This is a genomic window from Pseudomonas sp. 9_2_1, assembly GCF_059295275.1.
On the sequence record NZ_CM181239.1, the window covers coordinates 1,073,774 to 1,094,707 of the forward strand.

General features: G+C 63.0%; 17 protein-coding genes. 8 read left to right on the forward strand and 9 right to left on the reverse strand.

From position 1 onward, the window contains the following. Positions 1-11: 11 nt before the first annotated feature. The 3 genes from AC5O5I_RS04790 to AC5O5I_RS04800 all read right to left on the reverse strand — a co-directional run bounded on the left by AC5O5I_RS04790 (position 12) and on the right by AC5O5I_RS04800 (position 3,206). Positions 12-839 carry a M23 family metallopeptidase gene (locus tag AC5O5I_RS04790; protein ID WP_172221562.1) on the reverse strand — a complete coding sequence of 276 codons (828 nt, stop codon included), beginning with the start codon at positions 837-839 and terminating at the stop codon, positions 12-14. Positions 840-842: 3 nt separating this feature from the next. Beyond that, positions 843-2,222: an exodeoxyribonuclease VII large subunit gene (xseA, locus tag AC5O5I_RS04795; RefSeq protein WP_172221559.1), complete on the reverse strand. Its 1,380-nt coding sequence runs from the start codon at positions 2,220-2,222 to the stop codon at positions 843-845. A gap of 105 nt (positions 2,223-2,327) precedes the next feature. After that, positions 2,328-3,206 carry a LysR family transcriptional regulator gene (locus AC5O5I_RS04800; protein ID WP_494512144.1) on the reverse strand — a complete coding sequence of 293 codons (879 nt, stop codon included), beginning with the start codon at positions 3,204-3,206 and terminating at the stop codon, positions 2,328-2,330. Between the two features lie 97 nt (positions 3,207-3,303). On the opposite strand from AC5O5I_RS04800, the gene AC5O5I_RS04805 reads away from it, so the two are divergent. The 4 genes from AC5O5I_RS04805 to guaA all read left to right on the forward strand — a co-directional run bounded on the left by AC5O5I_RS04805 (position 3,304) and on the right by guaA (position 8,024). Next, a complete protein-coding gene (locus AC5O5I_RS04805; protein WP_172221554.1) occupies positions 3,304-4,059 on the forward strand; it encodes a sulfite exporter TauE/SafE family protein in 756 nt (251 codons plus the stop codon). 51 nt (positions 4,060-4,110) lie between these two features. Continuing rightward, positions 4,111-4,668 carry a sugar ABC transporter ATPase gene (locus AC5O5I_RS04810; RefSeq protein ID WP_172221552.1) on the forward strand — a complete coding sequence of 186 codons (558 nt, stop codon included), beginning with the start codon at positions 4,111-4,113 and terminating at the stop codon, positions 4,666-4,668. A gap of 86 nt (positions 4,669-4,754) precedes the next feature. Beyond that, positions 4,755-6,224, forward strand: coding sequence for an IMP dehydrogenase (gene guaB, locus AC5O5I_RS04815; protein WP_172221549.1), 1,470 nt, complete (start codon positions 4,755-4,757; stop codon positions 6,222-6,224). Positions 6,225-6,446: 222 nt separating this feature from the next. Beyond that, entirely contained in the window at positions 6,447-8,024 is a 1,578-nt protein-coding gene (guaA, locus tag AC5O5I_RS04820; RefSeq protein WP_172221546.1) for a glutamine-hydrolyzing GMP synthase, read from the forward strand. A 60-nt stretch (positions 8,025-8,084) separates the two neighbouring features. On the opposite strand, the gene AC5O5I_RS04825 is transcribed toward guaA, so the two are convergent. Then, entirely contained in the window at positions 8,085-10,970 is a 2,886-nt protein-coding gene (locus AC5O5I_RS04825; protein ID WP_494512145.1) for a dermonecrotic toxin domain-containing protein, read from the reverse strand. Between the two features lie 15 nt (positions 10,971-10,985). On the opposite strand from AC5O5I_RS04825, the gene AC5O5I_RS04830 reads away from it, so the two are divergent. Together AC5O5I_RS04830 and tadA are read left to right on the forward strand one after the other, a co-directional pair. Next, a complete protein-coding gene (locus AC5O5I_RS04830; RefSeq protein ID WP_494512146.1) occupies positions 10,986-12,368 on the forward strand; it encodes a multicopper oxidase family protein in 1,383 nt (460 codons plus the stop codon). After that, positions 12,368-12,850, forward strand: a complete 483-nt coding sequence (gene tadA / locus AC5O5I_RS04835; protein ID WP_494512147.1) for a tRNA adenosine(34) deaminase TadA — start codon at positions 12,368-12,370, stop codon at positions 12,848-12,850. The genes AC5O5I_RS04830 and tadA overlap by 1 nt, the downstream gene beginning before the upstream one ends. An 80-nt stretch (positions 12,851-12,930) precedes the next feature. Here tadA and AC5O5I_RS04840 read toward each other — a convergent pair whose 3' ends face one another. Both AC5O5I_RS04840 and mltF read right to left on the reverse strand, forming a co-directional pair. Then, positions 12,931-13,401, reverse strand: coding sequence for a hypothetical protein (locus AC5O5I_RS04840; protein WP_172286600.1), 471 nt, complete (start codon positions 13,399-13,401; stop codon positions 12,931-12,933). 140 nt (positions 13,402-13,541) lie between these two features. Then, the gene (gene mltF / locus AC5O5I_RS04845) at positions 13,542-14,999 is read right to left on the reverse strand and encodes a membrane-bound lytic murein transglycosylase MltF (protein ID WP_494512148.1); all 1,458 of its coding nucleotides are present in this window, start codon (positions 14,997-14,999) and stop codon (positions 13,542-13,544) included. Positions 15,000-15,279: 280 nt separating this feature from the next. On the opposite strand from mltF, the gene purL reads away from it, so the two are divergent. Both purL and AC5O5I_RS04855 read left to right on the forward strand, forming a co-directional pair. After that, the gene (gene purL, locus AC5O5I_RS04850) at positions 15,280-19,179 is read left to right on the forward strand and encodes a phosphoribosylformylglycinamidine synthase (RefSeq protein ID WP_172221528.1); all 3,900 of its coding nucleotides are present in this window, start codon (positions 15,280-15,282) and stop codon (positions 19,177-19,179) included. 3 nt (positions 19,180-19,182) lie between these two features. Then, entirely contained in the window at positions 19,183-19,494 is a 312-nt protein-coding gene (locus AC5O5I_RS04855; protein ID WP_172221525.1) for a YqfO family protein, read from the forward strand. A gap of 102 nt (positions 19,495-19,596) precedes the next feature. On the opposite strand, the gene tatC is transcribed toward AC5O5I_RS04855, so the two are convergent. Genes tatC through tatA form a run of 3 tightly spaced genes read right to left on the reverse strand, consistent with a single transcriptional unit; the run spans position 19,597 to position 20,878 of the window. Next, the gene (tatC, locus tag AC5O5I_RS04860) at positions 19,597-20,358 is read right to left on the reverse strand and encodes a twin-arginine translocase subunit TatC (protein ID WP_494512149.1); all 762 of its coding nucleotides are present in this window, start codon (positions 20,356-20,358) and stop codon (positions 19,597-19,599) included. After that, positions 20,355-20,645, reverse strand: coding sequence for a Sec-independent protein translocase protein TatB (gene tatB / locus AC5O5I_RS04865; protein ID WP_494512150.1), 291 nt, complete (start codon positions 20,643-20,645; stop codon positions 20,355-20,357). The genes tatC and tatB overlap by 4 nt, the downstream gene beginning before the upstream one ends. Then, complete coding sequence (tatA, locus tag AC5O5I_RS04870) at positions 20,645-20,878, reverse strand: twin-arginine translocase TatA/TatE family subunit (RefSeq protein ID WP_494512151.1); 234 nt, start codon at positions 20,876-20,878, stop codon at positions 20,645-20,647. The genes tatB and tatA overlap by 1 nt, the downstream gene beginning before the upstream one ends. Positions 20,879-20,934: the final 56 nt, after the last annotated feature.

Below are 20,934 nucleotides of genomic sequence, written 5' to 3' on the forward strand. Positions count from 1 at the left end.
CAACCCAAAGCTCAGGGCTGGAAGGCACCAATGAAGATTGCCGGGTCCACCCGAGCATCGTTCAGGCTGACGTTCCAGTGCATATGCGGCCCGGTAGCCCGCCCGGTCGAGCCCACGCGCCCGACCACATCGCCGCGGCGCAGCTGTTGCCCTACCTGGGTATCGATCTTCGACATGTGGCAGAACATGCTGATGAAGCCCTGGCCATGGTCGACGAAGACGGTACGGCCATTGAAAAAGTAGTCCCCCACCAGGATCACCTTGCCGTTGGCCGGGGTCTTGATCGGCGTGCCGGCCGGCACTGCAAAGTCCAGCCCGGCGTGGGGGTTGCGTTCTTCGCCATTGAAGAAGCGGCGCACGCCGAACTTGCTCGACAGCGGGCCGCTGACCGGCTTGTCGAGGATCAGGTTGCTCGGCAGGGACGGGCTGAAGCTGCGGTATGCCTTGATCTGCTCGGCCAGTTCGCGGTCGATGCGCTTGAGGTCGGCCGGGTTCGGGTTGACCTGGCGGGTGTTCTTGAGGGTGATGCGTTGCTCGGGGTATTGCTTGCTGCCGACCGTGAACGGCAGGGTGCGACCGCCCTGGCTCAGCAGGGCGGTGCCGGGCTTCTGGGTCAGCGGGATGCCGACGATGGCCAGCCAGTTGTCCTGTTCCTTTACCACCAGCACCGGTTTGCCGTCGAAGCGGGCACTGGGTGCGCTGGCGGCAGGGCCGAGGTCGATCACCGCCACACCGCCGGGTACCGGCTTGTTCAGTGTGCGGGTGATGTAGCTGGCCTGGGCGCCGCCAGCCAGTAGCAGCAGGGAAAGGGCAAGCAAGGGCGCGAACAGGCGGGGCATGTGTCAGTCCAGTAGTGAGAGGGTGACCGGGGTCAGGTGGTTGTCTTCAACCCGCACCAGCAGCTCGCCCTGGTTCAGGCGGGCGGTGAGGCGTTGGCCATTGCGGGTCTGTTCGGCGCTGCGTATCGCCTGGCCTTGTTCATCCAGCAGGATGCTGTAGCCGCGGGCGAGGGTGGCCAGCGGACTGACCACTTGCAGCGTCTGCAATTGCGCCTGGAAGCGCTGGCGACGGTCCTTGAGCACTTCGCGCATGGCCCGTGGCAGGCGCTCGGCCAGGCTGTCCAGGCGCTGGTTCAGCAGTTTCAGGGTGCGCCCCGGGTGCTGCGCGGCCAGGCGGGTATCCAGGCGTGCCAGGCGTTCGCGGCGCTGGTTGAGGTTGAGCGTGAAGGCGCGCCGCAGGCGCATGTCCAGGTCGTCCAGGCGCTGGGCCTGCTGGCGCAGGCGCTCGCCGGGGTGGCGCAGGCGCCGGGTCAGTGATTCCAGGCGCAGGCGGTCGTGAGTCAGGCGGTTCTGCATGCGCAGCAGCAGGCGCCGTTGCAGGCCTTCCAGGCGTTGCTGCAGGCCACTGTTGTCGGGGGCCAGCAACTCGGCGGCGGCAGACGGTGTGGGCGCACGCACGTCGGCGACGAAGTCGCTGATCGACACATCGGTCTCATGGCCCACCGCACTGACGATGGGCGTGACGCAGGCAGCCACCGCCCGCGCCACGGCTTCTTCGTTGAAGCACCACAGGTCTTCCAGCGAGCCACCGCCACGGGCCAGGATCAGTGCGTCGAAACCCAGGCTGTCGGCCAGACGGATGGCGCGCACGATCTGCGCGATGGCTTCGCGGCCCTGCACTGCCGTGGGGATCAGGTTCAGTTCCACCTGCGGCGCGCGGCGGCCGAACACGCTGATGATGTCGCGGATCACCGCGCCGGTGGGCGAGGTGATGATGCCGATGCGCTGCGGGTGGGCCGGTAGCGGCTTCTTGCTCTCGGCGCTGAACAGCCCCTCACCACCGAGCTTTTCCTTCAGGGCCTCGAACGCCAGGCGCAGCGCGCCGTCGCCGGCCGGTTCGACGGTGTCGAGAATCAGCTGGTAGTCGCCACGCCCTTCGAACAGCGAAACCTTGCCGCGCACCCGCACAGCCAGGCCATCGCGCAGGGCCTGGCGCACACGCGTGGCGTTCTGGCGGAACAGCGCGCAGCGCACCTGGGCGCCGCTGTCCTTGAGGGTGAAGTACATGTGCCCGGACGCGGGGCGGGCGAGATTGGAAATCTCGCCCTCTACCCACACGCTGCGGAACACGTCTTCCAGCAGCACGCGGGCGCGGCCGTTGAGTTGGCTGACGGTAAGGACCTCGCGGTCCAGGCCGAGTCGTTCGAAGGGGTCTCTGATCATGCTCGGCATCATCGCAGTTGCGGGTGGCGAGCTTCAAGCAGTAGTAACTGAGTTGCCCGAATTACACTTGCCTGGCATGGCAAACAAGTAATGTGACGGCGGCGGTCACAGCCACATGGCACCAGTGAAGTGCCGCGCCAGTTGCCCCGCTTCTCGCCGGCAGGCCAGCGCAACGGTACTCATGCAGCGACTCTCCAGTGCCACGAAGCTGACCGAAACCGGGGCGATCTCACGCATGCATGCCGGCAACAATGCCACGCCAAATCCGGCTTGAATCAGTTGCAACTGCGTCGTCTTGCGCGACAGCACCTGTGCCGCCTGCGGGAAAAAGCCCGCGTCCATGCACAGGGAGGCAGACAGGTAACTCAGCCCGCCACGGTCGCGGTGCGGAATGGAAATAAAGCGCTCTTCACGCAACTGCTCCAGCCTCACCTGCGTTGCACCAGCCAACGGATGCCCAGCCGAAACGGCCAGAAACAACGGTTCGCTGAACAATTCATGCAGCACCACGCCCTCATGCTGGCGCAACACCGGCAAACGCAGCAGGCCGATATCCAGACGCCCCGCCGCAATATCCTCCAGCTGCGCCTCCGACGACTGCTGAGCAATCTCCAGCGCAACCCCAGGGTTATCGCGCAAGTAGCCGCCCAGGCGAGCCAGCAGCGAGCCGGTCAGCGGTACGGTACTTGAATGGTTCAGGCGCAGGCTGCCCTGCAACCCTTCGCCAATATCGCGGGTAACCCGCTCCGCTTGTGCCAGGTCAGCCAGCAAACGCCGCGCCCGCTCCAGGAAGGCCTGCCCCGCCAGCGTCAGGCGCGGCAGGCGCGCGGTACGCTCGAACAGCGGAGTGCCCAACTGTTGCTCCAGCTCCTTGATCTGCCGGCTCAGCGCCGACTGGGCTACGTAGAGTCGCTCGGCGGCGCCGCTGAAGCTCCCGCACTCGGCGATTTCCACGAAGTAACGCAACTGGCGGATCGACGTCATGTCATGCCTTTTCGAGATGGCTTTGGCGATAAAGGCATATTAGTCGGCATGGCTCGCTGCTGGCTAACCTTTGTCTGTCTTCCCAGGAACTGCTGCCATGATCGCCCAGCTGTCTTTTTCCGGCCTTGACTGGCTGCCCATCCTGCTCGGTGTCGGGGTGGCCTACATCGTCTTCGGCATCGCCGGTTTCGGGACTGCGCTGGTGGCTGGCCCGGTACTGATCCACTTTATGCCGCTGTCACGGATCATTCCGCTGCTGGTGTTGCTCGACTTCGTCGCGGCATTCGGCAACCTGCTGCCGTCGCGCCGCGATGTGGTGCGCAGTGAGTTGCTACGGCTACTGCCGTTCATGGCCATAGGCTGCACGTTCGGTGTGGTGTTCCTGCTGCAGTTGAAGTCTGATTTGTTATTGCTGTTGATGGGTGTGTTTGTCACGGCCTATGCGCTGTACGGCCTGGCGGTGAAGGTGCGGCCGGCGAACCTGTCCGGTTTCTGGGCGGTGCCGATGGGCACGGCAGGCGGGCTGTTCGGCGCGTTGTTCGGCAGTGGTGGCTTCCTTTATGCGCTCTACCTGAGTGCACGGCTGCAGGCGAAGGAACAAGTGCGCGCCACCCAGAGCGCGCTGATCAGTTGCAGCACGGTCGTACGCCTGACGCTGTTCCTGATCGCCGGTGTGTATGCCGATCAGAGCCTGCTGCTGCTCGCCGCCTGCCTGTTGCCGGTAATGTTCGTCGGCCTGTGGGTCGGGCGCAGGCTTACCCACAGGCTGTCCCGCGAAGCCTTCGTGCGTCTGGTCACCTGGCTGGTACTGGCCAGTGGCCTGGCGCTGATAGGTCGCTACCTCAGCGCTTGAGCAGGCGGTAGAATTGCGCCATTACCGCAGTTTTTCAGGCTTGCCTCTTTCATGAACACCCAGAGCATCATCGTCCCCAAGCTGTCTACCGTCCCGGCGCATGAGGCCCGCAGCCGCGCCATCCTGCGCTGGCTGGTACGTGAGAAGGTGGTCGAGGAGCAACTGACCACCTGTGGCCGCACCGGCAACCGGATGGGCCACGCGTTGGCCGCCGGTGCCCGCAAAGTCGCCCTGCACCCCGACAAGCTACCGTTCGGCGAACCGGTCAACGGCTTGGAGGTGATGCTCAAGCGCTGCATTTATACCCCCACCGAGGGCTTCCTCGAAGAGGCTGGCTGCCCGGAGTGCCGGCGTGAAGTGGGCGAGCCGCTGTTCGAAAGCCTGGAAGAGTGGATGCCGGCAGTGAGCGACAACTTTACCTGCCCGCTCTGCGGTCATGAAGATGACATCAATGGCTTCATTTACCTGCAGCCATGTGCCTTTTCCAACCTCGGGTTCATCTTCAACAACTGGGGCGAGGCCGGGTTTACCCAGGCCTTTCTCGACAGCTTCGCCGACTGGCTCGACCAGCCGGTGACCGTTGTGCAGGTAAAACTGCCACAAGGCTGACCGAAGGCCCTTATTTTGCATTGAGCGGCGCGCCGTGGATGAGTATAATGGCGCGCTTCCATTTTTCCCGCCCGGGAGCCCCCGCGATGCTGCGTATCAGCCAAGAAGCCCTGACCTTCGACGATATTCTCCTTGTACCTGGCTATTCCGAGGTACTGCCCAATGAAGTCAGTCTCAAGACCCGTTTGACCCGTGGCATCGAGCTGAACATTCCGCTGGTATCCGCTGCCATGGATACCGTGACCGAAGCGCGTCTGGCCATTGCCATGGCCCAGGAAGGCGGCATCGGCATCATCCACAAGAACATGACCATCGATCAGCAGGCCGGCGAAGTACGCAAGGTCAAGAAGTTCGAGGCTGGCGTGGTCAAGGACCCGATCACCATCGATGCCGACGCCACCGTGCGTGACCTGTTCGACCTGACCCGCCTGAACAACATCTCTGGTGTTCCAGTGCTGGAAAACGGCGACCTGGTCGGTATCGTCACCTCGCGTGACGTGCGTTTCGAAACCCGCCTGGATGCCAAGGTACGCGACGTGATGACGCCTAAAGAGCGTCTGGTCACCGTGCGCGAAGGCGCCGACAAGAACGAAGTCCGCGAGCTGCTGCACAAGCACCGCCTGGAAAAAGTCCTGATCGTCGACGACAAGTTCAGCCTCAAGGGCATGATGACCGTCAAGGACATCGAAAAAGCCAAGGCCTACCCGCTGGCCAGCAAGGACGACCAGGGTCGCCTGCGCGTCGGCGCCGCCGTCGGCACTGGCAAGGACACCGGCGAGCGCGTTGCCGCGCTGGTTGCCGCTGGCGTTGACGTGGTGGTGGTCGACACCGCCCACGGCCACTCCAAGGGCGTGATCGACCGCGTTCGCTGGGTCAAGGAAACCTACCCGCAAGTGCAGGTGATCGGCGGCAACATCGCCACCGGCGCCGCCGCCAAGGCCCTGGCCGAAGCTGGCGCTGACGCGGTCAAGGTCGGTATCGGCCCAGGCTCGATCTGCACCACCCGTATCGTTGCCGGTGTCGGCGTGCCGCAAATCAGCGCCATCGCCAACGTTGCCGCAGCGCTGGAAGGCACTGGCGTGCCACTGATCGCCGACGGCGGCATCCGCTTCTCCGGTGACCTGTCCAAGGCCATCGTTGCTGGTGCTTCCTGCGTGATGATGGGTTCGATGTTCGCCGGTACCGAAGAAGCCCCGGGTGAAGTCGAACTGTTCCAGGGCCGTTCCTACAAGGCTTACCGCGGCATGGGCTCGCTGGGTGCCATGGCACAGGCGCAGGGCTCGTCCGACCGTTACTTCCAGGACTCCTCGGCCGGCGCCGAGAAGCTGGTACCGGAAGGCATCGAAGGCCGTGTGCCTTACAAGGGCGCCCTGGCCGCGATCATCCACCAGCTGATGGGCGGCCTGCGTTCGTCCATGGGCTACACCGGCAGCGCAACCATCGAAGAGATGCGCACCAAGCCGGAATTCGTACGCATCACTGGTGCCGGCATGGCCGAGTCCCACGTGCATGACGTGCAGATCACCAAAGAAGCCCCTAACTACCGCGTAGGCTGAGGCTTCTTGGGTTCGTACGAAATGTAGCCGAGCGGCGATCAGGCAAGGCGAAAACAGGCGAGGAAGCGGAGTTTGCTGGTTGCAAATGAGCATTCCGAGCCTGTTTTCAACGCAGCATGATCGACGCGCAGGCACATTTCGTACGAAGCCCAGCAACATCAGCATGCGGGGCTGTCATTACAGCCCCGCGTCGTTTCCGATTTCCACTGACGAGATTGAGTCATGGCCCTCGACATTCACGCTCACCGCATCCTGATCCTCGATTTCGGTTCCCAGTACACCCAGCTGATCGCCCGCCGCGTGCGCGAAATCGGCGTGTACTGCGAACTGCACCCGTTCGACATGGACGATGAAGCGATCCGCGAATTCAACCCGCGCGGCATCATCCTCGCCGGCGGCCCCGAGTCGGTCCACGAAGCCAACAGCCCGCGCGCGCCACAGGCCGTGTTCGACCTGAACGTACCGCTGCTGGGCATCTGCTACGGCATGCAGACCATGGCCGAGCAGCTGGGCGGCAAGGTTGCAGGTTCCGACCTGCGTGAATTCGGTTATGCCCGCGTAGATGTGGTCGGCAAGAGCCGCCTGCTCGATGGCATCGAAGACCACATCGACGCTGACGGCGTACTGGGCCTGGACGTGTGGATGAGCCACGGCGACAAGGTTACCCAGATGCCAGGCGACTTCCACGTGCTGGCCAGCACCCCGAGCTGCCCGATTGCCGGCATGTTCGACGATGCGCGCGGCTACTACGGCGTGCAGTTCCACCCGGAAGTGACCCACACCAAGCAGGGCGGTCGCATCCTGTCGCGCTTCGTGCAGGATATCTGCGGCTGCGAAGCCCTGTGGACTGCGTCCAACATCGTTGAAGACGCCATCGCCCAGGTGCGTCAGCAAGTCGGTTCGGCCAACGTCCTGCTGGGCCTGTCCGGCGGCGTCGACAGCTCGGTGGTTGCCGCGCTGCTGCACCGTGCCATCGGCGACCAGCTGACCTGCGTATTCGTCGACAACGGCCTGCTGCGCCTGCACGAAGGTGACCAGGTAATGGCCATGTTCAAGGAGAACATGGGGGTCAAGGTAATCCGCGCCGACGCTGAAAAGCAGTTCCTCGATAACCTGGAAGGCGAAGCCGACCCGGAGAAGAAGCGCAAGATCATCGGCCGCACCTTCATCGACATCTTCGATGCCGAAGCCAGCAAGCTGGACAACATCCAGTTCCTCGCCCAGGGTACCATCTACCCGGACGTGATCGAGTCGGCTGGCGCCAAGAGCGGCAAGGCCCACGTGATCAAGTCGCACCACAACGTCGGTGGCCTGCCAGAGGAAATGAACCTCAAGCTGGTCGAGCCGCTGCGTGAACTGTTCAAGGACGAAGTGCGCAAGATCGGCCTGGAACTGGGCCTGCCGTACGACATGGTCTACCGCCACCCGTTCCCGGGCCCGGGCCTGGGCGTGCGGATCCTCGGTGAAGTGAAGAAAGAATACGCCGACATCCTGCGCCGCGCCGACCACATCTTCATCGAAGAACTGCGCAAGGCCGACTGGTACCACAAGACCAGCCAGGCGTTCGTGGTATTCCAGCCGGTCAAGTCGGTTGGCGTCGTTGGCGACGGCCGTCGCTACGCTTGGGTCGTTGCCCTGCGTGCCGTCGAGACCGTGGACTTCATGACCGCGCGCTGGGCACACCTGCCGTACGAGCTGCTTGAGACCGTCAGCGGCCGCATCATCAACGAAATCGAAGGCATCTCGCGCGTTACCTACGACGTGTCGAGCAAGCCGCCGGCCACCATCGAGTGGGAATGAGTTGAGCCACAAGGGCGCCGCAAGGCGCCCTTGTGCTATCGGGCAAATGGATTGCTCCGATCAGCTGCGCACTGGCGGGACACTCAACAGCAAGTCGCTGCGCACAAAGCCCCCATCAACACCAAGTCCGGGATCAATACCGATATCCAAGGTTTGGCCGACACCCGCGCGCGCCACGCGCAAGCCGATACAGCCCTGCAGTTCGCTCACGCCGGGCACATCTTCAAACAGATTGGCGTGGCTGTTGCCCATGAGCGCCACCCACTTGGATGTTCCGCGTTGCGTCTGGTCGGCAGTGATGATCTGCTGAGCAGCGTAATTCATCATGCGCTGTCGGGGAGCAGGAAAAGGCGGGAGCTCTTCCCAGCCCATACGGTAGCTGAGCATGCTGTCAATGCCCTGCACTCTGATGTTCTGGCTGTAAGCCTCGTACAGCATGCCTTTGAGGGTGTAATGAACGGGATCGTTGGACTGCACCGCCGCAGTTTCGTCCCAGGTCTCCACGTAGGTTTTCAAGTCTGCCGGCAGTACGCCTGTTCGGTTGAACATGTCCATGTCGGCCTGTTGGTAATCGACCATGAAGTGCTCGGAGTACAGCACCTTGACCCCTTGGCGTTTGAACTGCTTCATATTCCTCGTCAAGAACTGCCTTGCGCCATCCTCGATGTGCGACTCACCCATCACCAGCCCTTGGTGCTCTTCGTACAGGCTACCGATTATCTGCCGAGCATCAGCCCCTTGCGGGATATTGGGAATCGCTGGGCGCTCTGGCAGTCGGAGCTGGTCATAGAAAATTTCCACGTCGCGTGTCATCTGCCCAAGCGCTTGATGATATGCCCTGTTGAGAGGGCTGCCGTATGGGTCTCGCATCAGTTGTGCGCCTGCTCCAGTAAGCGCGAAAGGTTTCAACTCGGACCGTTCTGGCTCGGCAATATCATAAAGCTCCAGTGTCAAAGGGGGCAGTTGCGGCCTTGGCCGTAGACGCCCCCAGGCCTTGAGCAGAAAGCGCGGCGTGCCACCTTTGAGGCCCATACGCTCATGGGGCTGCCAGCGGCCATCGACATCCCTGACGATGGGAATTGCCTGGCGGAAAGAGAATGGCGTTTCGGGGTCGACGATAACCCACGTCTCCAGTTCATGGATAAAGCGCACCTGATAAGTCAGGTCGCCGACCATTGCATAGAAATTGCCGTTTTGCAGGTGTACGCCCTCCAGCGGCCCGCTGCCCGCTTTGGTTGCCACGATGTCGTTGCTTTGCAGGGCCTGCAACTGGTTGTCCAGCTCGCCTGGCTGGAATGCCTTGGGCACCCAGGTCTCGATTTCTTCCGGGGTCGCAGGCTGCAATTCTTCGGGGAAATCATGCTCTACGGGTAGGCCAGGCGCGATCGGCGGTTCGAGGGCCGGGCCAGCTGCGCCCGTTTCGGAGGCTGGCGCGCCGGCGTCAGTGGCCCCTGCGAGGCCGATCATCAGGGTGTTGATCACCGCAAAGATGGCGTTTTGCACGCCTGCCTGGCGTTCAGCGCTGGTATGTCCGTTGATGGCTTGATCGATATCCAGGCCGATCTCGACCAGCCCGGCGCCCACTCCTGCCAATGCTACCGGCCACGCCAGCGCTGTCAGGGGCCCGAAAACCGTGTTGGCGGCACTCAAGTAGCCGAGCCACAATTGCTTGCGCAGGTCTGCGTTGGAGCGCAGCGCCAACTCCGCATCGTCGGTCATGCGCTGCTGGGCAGCCTTGTGAAGATAGCTGAACGCGTCCATATGCAAGGGTTTGCCGAGGGTGTTGATCCCGCCCACCTCGAGCGCATCCCACTGGCGCCTCATCAGGTCGAGCAGGGCAGCCAAGCCGGTGTTGGTCCAGTGAGCGAGGTAGTCCGCGACCTTGATCAACGAGGACTCTTGATGGCAGGCAAGCGGGAAGTGGCTGGTCAGGCGTGCTTTGCCGGCAGGCGTCAGGGTGGTTGCCAGGACCCAGGCGTGAAGCTCGCGGTCGTTGGCGAACAATCGAAACGCCTCGGCCTCACCGGGCAGATACAGCAGCTGGTAGCCGTCAGCCATGACGATTCTGAGGATGTCGCTGGAAATGCGCTCGCCGAGGCTGAAGGCAAGGACCTTCATGCCTGCCGGCGGCAGATTCGTTTGCTGCAGATGCGCCAGGGTGGGTGCGCCGTCGCGCTTTCCGGCCAAGGCCTCGGCGGCCAGCCGAACGCGGGCGGCCAAGGCCTTGTTGCCCGCATGCGCCTGGGTTTCGAGTGCCTTGACCAGGAATGTGGCTTTTGCCAGCGTGCGGTAATCGTCGCCATGTCGGGCCCAGAAATCGCGGGCGCGCTGGTCGAAGAGGCTGCTGAAATCGATGCTCCAGAAGTAGTCGAGCGCATCCTTTGGCAACAGCCTGATCTCGTTGCACTCGTCATAGGCAGCCTCGCCCGGCCCCTTGCTGTAGAAGCCGCAGTAAGTGCTTAGCAGGTCGCTGGCGTCTTGCTCGGCAACGCTGAAGCGGCGCATGACCAGCTGGACAAGGGTGAGGGTTTGAGAGGGTTGGGTGTCATGTTGCCAGCCGGTGAATGTGCGCGGACTGCTGGTGGCCTGGTGGAAGCGATGAAAGTACACCTGGTCTGGCTCCAGGTCGTCGAGCTGATGTTCGGCCAATAGCGTCAGGGCCGTCTCGCGGGCCATCTGCAGCATGTCCGGGCAGGCGGTACTCAGCTTCATGGCGATTTGCTGGAGTGTTTTCAGGTCCTGTTGCTGCGTATCGGAAAGGGGCATGGGCGATCTCACACGGCTTGATGAGGGCCGCAGCGTGCGCTTGGGGGCTGGCAAACAGGCGGTAATTAACGCTCCAGGCAGGCGCAATCCGGAGAGTTCACTTAATCTTTCCCATTTGCAGGTGTATCGTATTCGCCCTTCATCGCCAGCCACTGCTGGCAGCTTGATTGCGCAGAACATGAGGTACCCGCACCGATGTCCTTCACCCGTCGACAAATGCTCAAAGGCCTCACCGGCCTGGTTGTGGTTGGCCTGGGCGCCGGTGGCGCGGCGCGCTATTGGCTGGGCAAGGTCGAAGACGAGAATGCCGGGCATGACTACGAGCTGATCGCCGCGCCCCTGGAGGTAGAGCTGGTACCGGGTTTCAAGACCGAGGCCTGGGCGTTCGGCCCATCGGCGCCGGGTACCGAACTGCGGGTGCGGCAGGGCGAGTGGCTGCGGGTACGGTTTATCAACCACCTGCCGGTCGAGACCACCATCCACTGGCACGGCATCCGCCTGCCGCTGGAAATGGACGGCGTGCCTTATGTGTCGCAGTTGCCGGTCAAGCCGGGCGAGTACTTCGACTACAAGTTCCGCGTACCGGACGCCGGCAGTTACTGGTACCACCCGCATGTCAGCAGTTCCGAAGAACTGGGCCGTGGTCTGGTCGGCCCGTTGATCGTCGAGGAGCGCGAGCCGACCGGCTTCAAGCATGAACGCACCTTGAGCCTGAAAAACTGGCACGTGGACGAGCAGGGCGCCTGGCTGCCCTTCAGCATCCCCCGCGAGGCGGCGCGTAATGGTACTGCTGGCCGGCTGATCACCATCAATGGCCAGGCCGATTCGGTGACTGAGCTGCCTGCCGGCCAGGTGGTGCGGGTGCGCCTGCTCAACCTCGACAACACCTGGACCTACCGCATCAACCTCAAGGGCAACTGCGAGGCGATGATCTACGCCCTCGATGGTAACCCGGTTACGCCGCGCAAACTCGACGACGACTACTGGCTGGGCCCGGGCATGCGTATCTGCCTGGCGATTCGCATACCCCAGCCTGGGGAGGAAATTTCCCTGCGTGACGGTTTCGTGCGCCTGGGCACATTGCGGTCGGTTGCCAGCAATGCCGCGCCAAGCGACTGGCCACCCGCGTTACCGCCAAACCCGGTGGCCGAGCCGGACCTGGAGAATGCCGAAAAGCTCAACTTCAATTTCGAGTGGGTCGGCAAGGTCTCGGTGGATACCGACAACGGCCGGCCGCCGAGCCTGTGGCAGATCAATGGCCAGGCCTGGGACATCACCGACAAGACCTGCGCGGACCGGCCGATCGCCACGCTGCAGAAGGGCAAGAGCTACATTTTCGAGCTGAAGAACATGACCCAGTACCAGCACCCGATCCACCTGCACGGCATGAGCTTCAAGGTGATCGCCTCCAACCGCCACGACATCACCGAGCCGTGGTTCACCGACACCTACCTGCTGGGCAAGAACGAGCGCGCCCAGGTGGCGCTGGTGGCGGATAATCCGGGCACCTGGATGTTCCATTGCCATGTCATCGACCACATGGAAACCGGCCTGATGGCCGCGATCGCGGTGGTCTGATGCGTCCGCAGATCATCGATCGTAGCCGCGATCAGGAATTCATGCGCCTGGCGCTCGACCTGGCCGCCGAGGGTGCGGCCCTGGGCGAGGTGCCGGTGGGTGCAGTGCTGGTCCAGCATGGCCAGGTGATCGGCCAGGGGTTCAACCGGCCGATCATCGATAGCGATCCTAGTGCCCATGCCGAGATGGTGGCAGTGCGCGCGGCGGCGAAGTCCGCCAGCAATTATCGCCTACCGGGCAGCACCCTGTACGTGACTCTGGAGCCGTGCAGCATGTGCGCCGGGCTGATCGTGCATGCGCGGGTGATGCGGGTGGTGTATGGGGCGTTGGAGCCCAAGGCGGGCATCGTGCAGAGCCAAGGCCAGTTTTTCGGGCAGGGCTTCCTGAACCATCGGGTGATGGTGGAGGGGGGCGTGCTGGCGGAGGAGTGCGGGCAGATCCTGAGTGAATTCTTCAGGGCGCGTCGGGCGAAGAATTCATGAAGTCTGTCACCGTCGCTCTGTGAAGTGGCGGGAGGATGCCCCCTGTCGGTGGTGGAACAGAACAGGGGGCAGGGTGTCGCTCAACGGGGTGGAAGCGTGTTTACGCAAGAAAGTTTTCCGGCAATGTTCCCGTGATCATAATCGTTTTTCTGCATTTTCAGGCCCGGGAGGACGTCTTCACCTGTCTTCTTCAGTTTCAGATCTGCGATCGAGGTCCACTCGGTGTCCAGGGGCGTATCACTGGTAACTTCCAGGTAGAAAAGCCAGTCATCCAGCGGGCAATCTTTAGCACCCCTGGGGTTATCCGCGCCGAGAATGATCACCGAGTGTTTTGCTGCCTGTTCCAGCTTGAAGTCATAAACTTCATCGTTTTTGCAAGGGTAGTTGCCCATGTAGGCCGCGCTTCGCTCCTGGATGTCGAGCGTGGTGCAGGCGACGGACTGATTTTTCTTCTTCAGGTGCAGCTGGCCGTTGACGCTTTGAGCCGATTGTTCGGCATATGCAACGTTGCTGAGAAGTAGCGCGCACAGCAAATAAGTCAGCTTGCTCATGATCCTCTCCATGATTGAATGCACGTGGGTGCTGGCGTGTTTTAACCCGCCTTCAGGCATGGGGAAACTGGCAGTTATATCAGTTGCAGCCATTCGGTTTTCTTGATCGCCCCGAGGCGGGACTTGCTGCCACCCGGGACTTACATCGGCGGCGACTGATCCGCCGGCTTGTCCTTGTTTACCCCAGGCACATGCAGATTGCCCTCGGCCACCTGGCCTTCGAGCTGCGGCTGGGTTACCCAGGTGAGGATGTCGTAGTAGCGGCGGATGTTGGCCACGAAGTGCACCGGCTCGCCGCCGCGGGCATAGCCGTACTTGGTCTGCCGGTACCACTGCTTCTGCGCCAGGCGCGGCAGCATCTTCTTCACATCCAGCCACTTGTTGGGGTTGAGCTTTTCGCGCTTGGCCAGGGTGCGGGCGTCTTCCAGGTGACCGCCGCCAACGTTGTAGGCGGCCAGGGCGAACCAGGTGCGGTCAGGCTCCTTGATGCTGTCGTCGAGCTCTGCCTTGATCTTCATGAAGTACTTGGCGCCGCCCTGAATACTCTGCCTCGGGTCAAGGCGGTTGGATACGCCCATGGCCTGGGCGGTGCGCTGGGTCAGCATCATCAGGCCGCGCACGCCGGTCTTGGACGTGACCTCCGGTTGCCACATCGACTCCTGATAGCCGATGGCGGCCAGCAGGCGCCAGTCCACCTGCTCGACCTTGGCGTAACTCTTGAAGTGCTTTTCGTATTTGGGCAGGCGCTGTTGCAGGTGCTGGGCGAAGGTATAGGCGCCGACATACCCCAGTACGTCCACATGGCCGTAGTAGCGGTCCTTCAGGCGCTGCAGGGTGCCGTTTTTCTGCGCCTTGTCGATAAATTCGTTGATTTCGTTGAGCAGGCTGTTGTCTTCGCCAGGCGCAACCGCCCAGCGCTGGTCACGCGTGTCGCCTACGTCGAAAGCGACCCGGACGTTGGGGAAGTACACCTGGTTCATCGACAGCTCGTTGGAGTCGACCAGGGTAAGGTCGATCTGGCCTTCATCGACCATGCGCAGCAGGTCGACCACCTCGACGGCGTCGGATTCTTCGTATTCCAGGCCCGGATTCTGCTGTTTCAGCTCTGCCAGCAGGTCGGCATGGCTGCTGCCCTTGAGCACCATGATCTTCTTGCCGACCAGGCCCTTGGCGTTGGTCGGGCGAGGGCGGCCGTTGCGGTAGATGACCTGGGGGGTGACTTCGAGGTAGGGATGCGAGAACCGCGCCTGGGTCTTGCGCCGTTCGCTGCTGACCAGCCCGGCTGCGGCCAGTACCGGGCCGGAGGGCTTGCCAAGGTCATCGAACAGTTCGTCGAGGTTGTCGGCGGTTTCGATCTCCAGCTTCACGCCGAGATCATCGGCGAAATGTTTGACCAACTCGTATTCGAAGCCGGTTTCGCCGTTGCGGTCCTGGAAGTAGGTGGCCGGGCTGTTGCGGGTGATCACGCGCAGCACGCCATCCTCCTTCACGCGCTCGAGGGTGCTGGGTTTTTCAACGCAGGCACCGAGCAGCAGAAAGAGTCCGGTTGCGAAAAGCCATTTGGCGCAACGCTGGCGCAAAGCAGTGTGGGCGAACATAGGTTGCAGTATACGCAAAGGACTGGCGCTGCCATATCTCGACAACGGTTTGCTTGTCTGGTAGCACATTCTGTGCAGTGGCGGCCTGATCCTCTGTAGGAGCGGCCTTGCGTCGCGATGGGCCGCTCCTACAGGGCGCGTGGAGAACAGGTGGAATTTTTGACCCGGAAGTCCGGTTCCACCGCCCGGCAGCCATGGCTTAGAGCGGGTGCCGAAAGCCAACGAATTAGGCTAGAATGCACGGCCTCTAAGCACACCCCTTCCTGAGGCTGTCCCGACGATGTTGATCCTGCGCGGCGCTCCTGCCCTTTCTGCCTTTCGCCACGGTAAATTACTCGAGCAACTGAGCCAGAAAGTCCCCGCTGTTACTGGTTTGTATGCCGAATTTGCCCATTTCGCCGACGTCGACGGCGAGCTGACCGCCGACCAGCAGCAGGTGCTGGGCCGTCTGCTCAAGTACGGCCCGAGCGTGCCGGTACAAGAGCCGACTGGCCGCCTGTTCCTGGTCGTGCCGCGTCTGGGCACCATTTCGCCGTGGGCCAGCAAGGCCAGCGACATCGCCCACAACTGCGGCCTGCAGTCGATCCAGCGCCTGGAGCGTGGTATCGCCTATTACGTCGCCGGCAACCTGAGCGACGCTGATGCCCAACTGATCGCCGCCGAACTGCACGACCGCATGACCCAGCGCGTGCTCGGCCAGCTGGAGCAGGCCGCTGACATGTTCAGCCACGCCCAGCCCAAGCCGATGACCTCGGTAGACATCCTGGCCGGTGGCCGCGATGCCCTGGCCAAGGCCAACATCGACCTGGGCCTGGCCCTGGCCGAAGACGAGATCGACTACCTGGTCAATGCCTTCCAGGGCCTCAAGCGCAACCCGAACGACATCGAACTGATGATGTTCGCCCAGGCCAACTCCGAACACTGCCGCCACAAGATCTTCAACGCCAGTTGGGACATTGACGGCCAGGGCCAGGAAAAAAGCCTGTTCGGCATGATCAAGAACACCTACCAGATGCACAGCGAAGGTGTGCTGTCTGCGTACAAGGACAACGCCTCGGTCATCGTCGGCAATGTTGCCGGCCGGTTCTTCCCGAACCCTGAAACCCGCCAGTACGGCGCGGTGACGGAGCCGGTGCACATCCTGATGAAGGTCGAGACGCACAACCACCCGACCGCCATCGCTCCGTTCTCCGGCGCCTCCACCGGCTCCGGCGGCGAAATTCGTGACGAAGGTGCTACCGGCCGCGGCGCCAAGCCGAAGGCTGGCCTGACCGGCTTCACCGTGTCCAACCTGCGCATCCCTGGCTTCGAACAGCCGTGGGAGCAGGCCTACGGGAAGCCAGAGCGTATCGTCGACGCCCTCGATATCATGATCGAAGGCCCTCTGGGCGGCGCCGCGTTCAACAACGAATTCGGCCGCCCGGCGCTGACCGGCTATTTCCGTACCTTCGAGCAGGCGATCAGCACCCCGCACGGTGAAGAAGTGCGCGGCTACCACAAGCCGATCATGCTTGCCGGCGGCATGGGCAACATCCGTGAAGAGCACGTGCAAAAAGCCGAGATCACCGTGGGCGCCAAGCTGATCGTGCTCGGCGGCCCGGCCATGCTGATCGGCCTGGGCGGCGGCGCTGCTTCGTCGGTAGCTACCGGTGCCAGCTCGGCTGACCTGGACTTCGCCTCGGTACAGCGCGAAAACCCGGAAATGGAACGCCGTTGCCAAGAGGTCATCGACCGTTGCTGGCAGCTGGGCGACAACAACCCGATCGCCTTCATCCACGACGTCGGTGCCGGTGGTATCTCCAACGCCTTCCCGGAACTGGTCAACGACGGTGGCCGTGGTGGCCGCTTCGAACTGCGCAACGTGCCCAACGACGAGCCGGGCATGGCCCCGCACGAAATCTGGAGTAACGAATCGCAGGAGCGCTACGTGCTGGCGGTCAGCGCCGTCGACTTCGAGCGCTTCCAGGCCATCTGCGAACGTGAGCGTTGCCCGTTCGCCGTGGTCGGCGAAGCCACTGAAGAGCCGCACCTGACCGTAAGCGACAGCCACTTCGGCAACACGCCGGTGGACATGCCGCTCGACGTGCTGCTGGGCAAGCCGCCACGCATGCACCGTTCGGTTACCCGTGAAGCCGAACTGGGCGATGACTTCGACCCGAGCGAGCTGGACCTGGACAGCGCCGTCCAGCGCGTGCTGAACCACCCGGCGGTAGCCAGCAAGAGCTTCCTGATCACCATCGGCGACCGCACCATCACCGGCCTGGTTGCCCGCGACCAGATGGTCGGCCCGTGGCAGGTTCCGGTGGCCGACTGTGCCGTCACCGCCACCAGCTTCGACGTCTACACCGGTGAAGCCATGGCCATGGGCGAGCGCACCCCGCTGGCGCTGCTGGATGCCCCGGCGTCCGGGCGCATGGCTATCGGCGAAACCATCACCAACCTGGCCGCTGCGCAGATCGAAAAGTTGTCCGACATCAAGCTGTCGGCCAACTGGATGTCCGCTGCCGGCCACCCGGGTGAAGACGCGCGCCTGTACGACACGGTCAAGGCCGTTGGCATGGAGCTGTGCCCGGAACTGGGCATCACCATTCCGGTCGGCAAAGACTCGATGTCGATGAAGACCCAGTGGAGCGATGAGGGCGGCGAGAAGAGCGTCACCTCGCCGATGTCACTGATCATCACCGGCTTTGCCCCGGTCACCGACATCCGCAAGACCCTGACCCCGCAACTGCGCATGGACAAGGGCGAGACCGACCTGATCCTGATCGACCTGGGCCGTGGCAAGAACCGCATGGGCGCCTCGATCCTGGCCCAGACCTACGGCAAGATCGCTGCCCAGGCACCGGACGTCGATGACGCCGAAGACCTCAAGGCATTCTTTGCCGTGATCCAGGGCCTGAACGCCGACGGCCACCTGCTGGCCTACCACGACCGTTCCGACGGTGGCCTGGTGACCACAGTGATGGAAATGGCCTTTGCCGGCCACTGCGGCCTCGACCTGCAACTCGATCCGCTCACCGACAACCGTGTCGAAGTGCCGGCCATCCTCTTCAACGAAGAGCTGGGCGCGGTCATCCAGGTTCGCCAGGATGCCACCCCGGACGTGCTGGCACAGTTCAGCGCCGCTGGCCTGGGCGAAGAGTGCGTCGCAGTGATCGGCAAGCCGGTCAACAACGCTGAAGTGTCCATCAGCCTGAACGGCGAAGTGCTGTTCGACGACGACCGCCGCATGCTGCAACGCCAGTGGGCCGAAACCAGCTACCAGATCCAGCGCCTGCGCGACAACGCCGACTGCGCCGACCAGGAATTCGACCTGCTGCTCGAGGAAGACAACCCTGGCCTGTCGGTGAAGCTGGGCTTCGACGTCAACGACGACATCGCTGCGCCGTACATCAAGAAAGGCGTGCGCCCGCAAGTGGCAATTCTGCGTGAGCAGGGCGTCAACGGCCAGGTCGAGATGGCTGCTGCCTTCGACCGCGCCGGCTTCGCTGCCATCGATGTGCACATGAGCGATATCCTCGCCGGTCGTGTCGACTTCGATGCCTTCAAGGGCCTGGTGGCCTGCGGTGGCTTCTCGTACGGTGACGTGCTGGGCGCTGGTGAGGGCTGGGCCAAGTCGGCGCTGTTCAACAGCCGCGCCCGCGACGCTTTCCAGGCCTTCTTCGAGCGTACCGACAGCTTCGCCCTGGGCGTGTGCAACGGTTGCCAGATGATGTCCAACCTGCACGAGCTGATCCCGGGCACCGAGTACTGGCCGCACTTCGTGCGCAACCGCTCGGAGCAGTTCGAGGCGCGCGTGGCCATGGTCGAAGTGCAGAAGTCCAACTCGATCTTCCTGCAGGGCATGGCCGGTTCGCGCATGCCGATCGCCATCGCCCACGGCGAAGGGCATGCCGAGTTCGCCAGCGAAGAAGCACTGCTGGAAGCCGATGTCTCTGGCTGCGTGGCCCTGCGCTACGTCGACAACCACGGCAAGGTCACCGAAGCCTACCCGGCCAACCCGAACGGCTCGCCGCGGGGTATCACCGGCCTGACCAGCCGCGACGGCCGCGTGACCATCATGATGCCGCACCCGGAGCGTATGTTCCGTGCCGTGCAGAACTCCTGGCGCCCGGATGAGTGGCAGGAAGATGCCGCACTGATGCGCATGTTCCGCAACGCGCGGGTGTGGGTGAACTAAGGCGTGTACAAGCTCGCCTTCTTCGTCCCGGCCAGCCATGTTGAAGTGGTCAAGGCCGCTGTGTTCGCCGCTGGCGGCGGGCGCATCGGTGACTATGACCACTGCGCCTGGCAAACCCTGGGCCAGGGCCAGTTTCGCCCGTTGCACGGCAGCCAGCCGTACCTCGGGCAAACCGGTCAGGTCGAGGTGGTGGAGGAGTGGAAGGTGGAGCTGGTGGTGGATGACGAGCGGGTAGCCCAGGTCGTCGCTGCGCTCAAGCAGAGCCACCCGTACGAGACGCCAGCCTATGAAGTCTGGCGGCTCGGCGAGTTCTAGACCGCATCACGGCCTTCGCGGGTGAACCCGCTCCCACAGGTACTTCACAGGGTTTGAAACTTGTGAGGTCCCTGTGGGAGCGGGTTCACCCGCGAAAGGGCCCTATGATCCAGCCACAATCTCCTTGCCGGGCTCAGGCCGCTTCAACCAGGCACAAGCCAGCAACCCCACCTCGAACAGCACCCACATCGGCACCGCCAGCATTGTCTGTGAAAACACATCCGGCGGCGTAAGTATCATCCCCACCACAAAGCAGCCCACGATCACGTAGGGCCTGCTGCGCCGCAACGTGGCCACATCGGCCAACCCCATCCAGACCACGATAAACGTCGCTACCGGAATCTCGAACGCCAGGCCGAAAGCCAGGAACAGCGCCAGGATGAAGTCCAGGTACTGGCTGATGTCGGTCATCATCGCTACGCCGTCCGGTGTCACGCTGGCGAAGAAGCCGAACATCATCGGGAATACCAGGAAGAACGCGAATGCCATGCCGCCATAGAACAGCAAGATGCTCGATAACAGCAGCGGCAGCACGATGCGCCGTTCGCGCTGGTACAGACCCGGTGCCAGAAAGCCCCAGGCCTGTTGCAGCAACAGCGGCATGGCGACGAACAGCGCGCACATCGCCGTCAGCTTGAACGGCGTCAGGAACGGCGAAGTGACGCTGGTCGCGATCATGCTCGCGCCTTCCGGCAAAAAACGCCGCAGCGGCTCGGAAATGAACGTGTACAGCGCCTGGGCAAAGGGGAACAGGCCGGCGAATACCAGCGCCACCAGCGCCAGGCAGCGCACCAGGCGTTTGCGCAGGTCGCGCAGGTGTTCGGTCAGCGGCATGCTGGCCGCCGGCCCCGTGGCAATAGTCATGAGGCGTTTTCCTTGGGCTCTGCAGCCGTGGTCACCGCACCGGCTGGCTGCGTATTCAGGCTGATGCCTTGGCGAATCTCGTGTTCCAGGCGCCGCAAAGGCGCGCTGTCCAGCTCTGGCAGCTCAATCTCGCGCTCCACCTGCGTGCGCAAGGCGTGCATGGCCCGGCGCGCCTGGCCCAGGCCGCGGCCAAGCGTGCGCGCGGCCACCGGCAGGCGCTCCGGGCCCAACACCAGCAACGCGACAATGCCCACCAGCAGCAACTCGCTGAAGCCGACCTCGAACATCAGGCCTGCCGGTCCGTTTGCGAGGATTGTGTGGACTGCCCGGTCAGTGGGCACTGTTGCTGCACGTGTGCCTGGCCGCGGGCGTTGGCATCCGTGTCACCACCCATGGATTTGCGAAAACCCTGGATCGCCTCGCCCACATCGCTACCCAGGCCCTTCAGGCGTTTGGTACCAAACAGCAGGAATACGATCAGCAGTACGATCACCAGTTGCCAGATTCCAATACCACCCATTGCGACTACTCCTGTAAGGCCATGAAAAGGAAGGCTAATCCTGCCTCGTCCAGATG

Bases quoted from the DNA above. Each gene is read 5' to 3' on its own strand.
- AC5O5I_RS04790 (WP_172221562.1), bottom strand. From the start codon at position 839: ATGCCCCGCCTGTTCGCGCCCTTGCTTGCCCTTTCCCTGCTGCTACTG.
- xseA (WP_172221559.1), bottom strand. From the start codon at position 2,222: ATGATCAGAGACCCCTTCGAACGACTCGGCCTGGACCGCGAGGTCCTT.
- AC5O5I_RS04800 (WP_494512144.1), bottom strand. From the start codon at position 3,206: ATGACGTCGATCCGCCAGTTGCGTTACTTCGTGGAAATCGCCGAGTGC.
- AC5O5I_RS04805 (WP_172221554.1), top strand. From the start codon at position 3,304: ATGATCGCCCAGCTGTCTTTTTCCGGCCTTGACTGGCTGCCCATCCTG.
- AC5O5I_RS04810 (WP_172221552.1), top strand. From the start codon at position 4,111: ATGAACACCCAGAGCATCATCGTCCCCAAGCTGTCTACCGTCCCGGCG.
- guaB (WP_172221549.1), top strand. From the start codon at position 4,755: ATGCTGCGTATCAGCCAAGAAGCCCTGACCTTCGACGATATTCTCCTT.
- guaA (WP_172221546.1), top strand. From the start codon at position 6,447: ATGGCCCTCGACATTCACGCTCACCGCATCCTGATCCTCGATTTCGGT.
- AC5O5I_RS04825 (WP_494512145.1), bottom strand. From the start codon at position 10,970: ATGTTCTGCGCAATCAAGCTGCCAGCAGTGGCTGGCGATGAAGGGCGA.
- AC5O5I_RS04830 (WP_494512146.1), top strand. From the start codon at position 10,986: ATGTCCTTCACCCGTCGACAAATGCTCAAAGGCCTCACCGGCCTGGTT.
- tadA (WP_494512147.1), top strand. From the start codon at position 12,368: ATGCGTCCGCAGATCATCGATCGTAGCCGCGATCAGGAATTCATGCGC.
- AC5O5I_RS04840 (WP_172286600.1), bottom strand. From the start codon at position 13,401: ATGAGCAAGCTGACTTATTTGCTGTGCGCGCTACTTCTCAGCAACGTT.
- mltF (WP_494512148.1), bottom strand. From the start codon at position 14,999: ATGTTCGCCCACACTGCTTTGCGCCAGCGTTGCGCCAAATGGCTTTTC.
- purL (WP_172221528.1), top strand. From the start codon at position 15,280: ATGTTGATCCTGCGCGGCGCTCCTGCCCTTTCTGCCTTTCGCCACGGT.
- tatC (WP_494512149.1), bottom strand. From the start codon at position 20,358: ATGACTATTGCCACGGGGCCGGCGGCCAGCATGCCGCTGACCGAACAC.
- tatB (WP_494512150.1), bottom strand. From the start codon at position 20,645: ATGTTCGAGGTCGGCTTCAGCGAGTTGCTGCTGGTGGGCATTGTCGCG.
- tatA (WP_494512151.1), bottom strand. From the start codon at position 20,878: ATGGGTGGTATTGGAATCTGGCAACTGGTGATCGTACTGCTGATCGTA.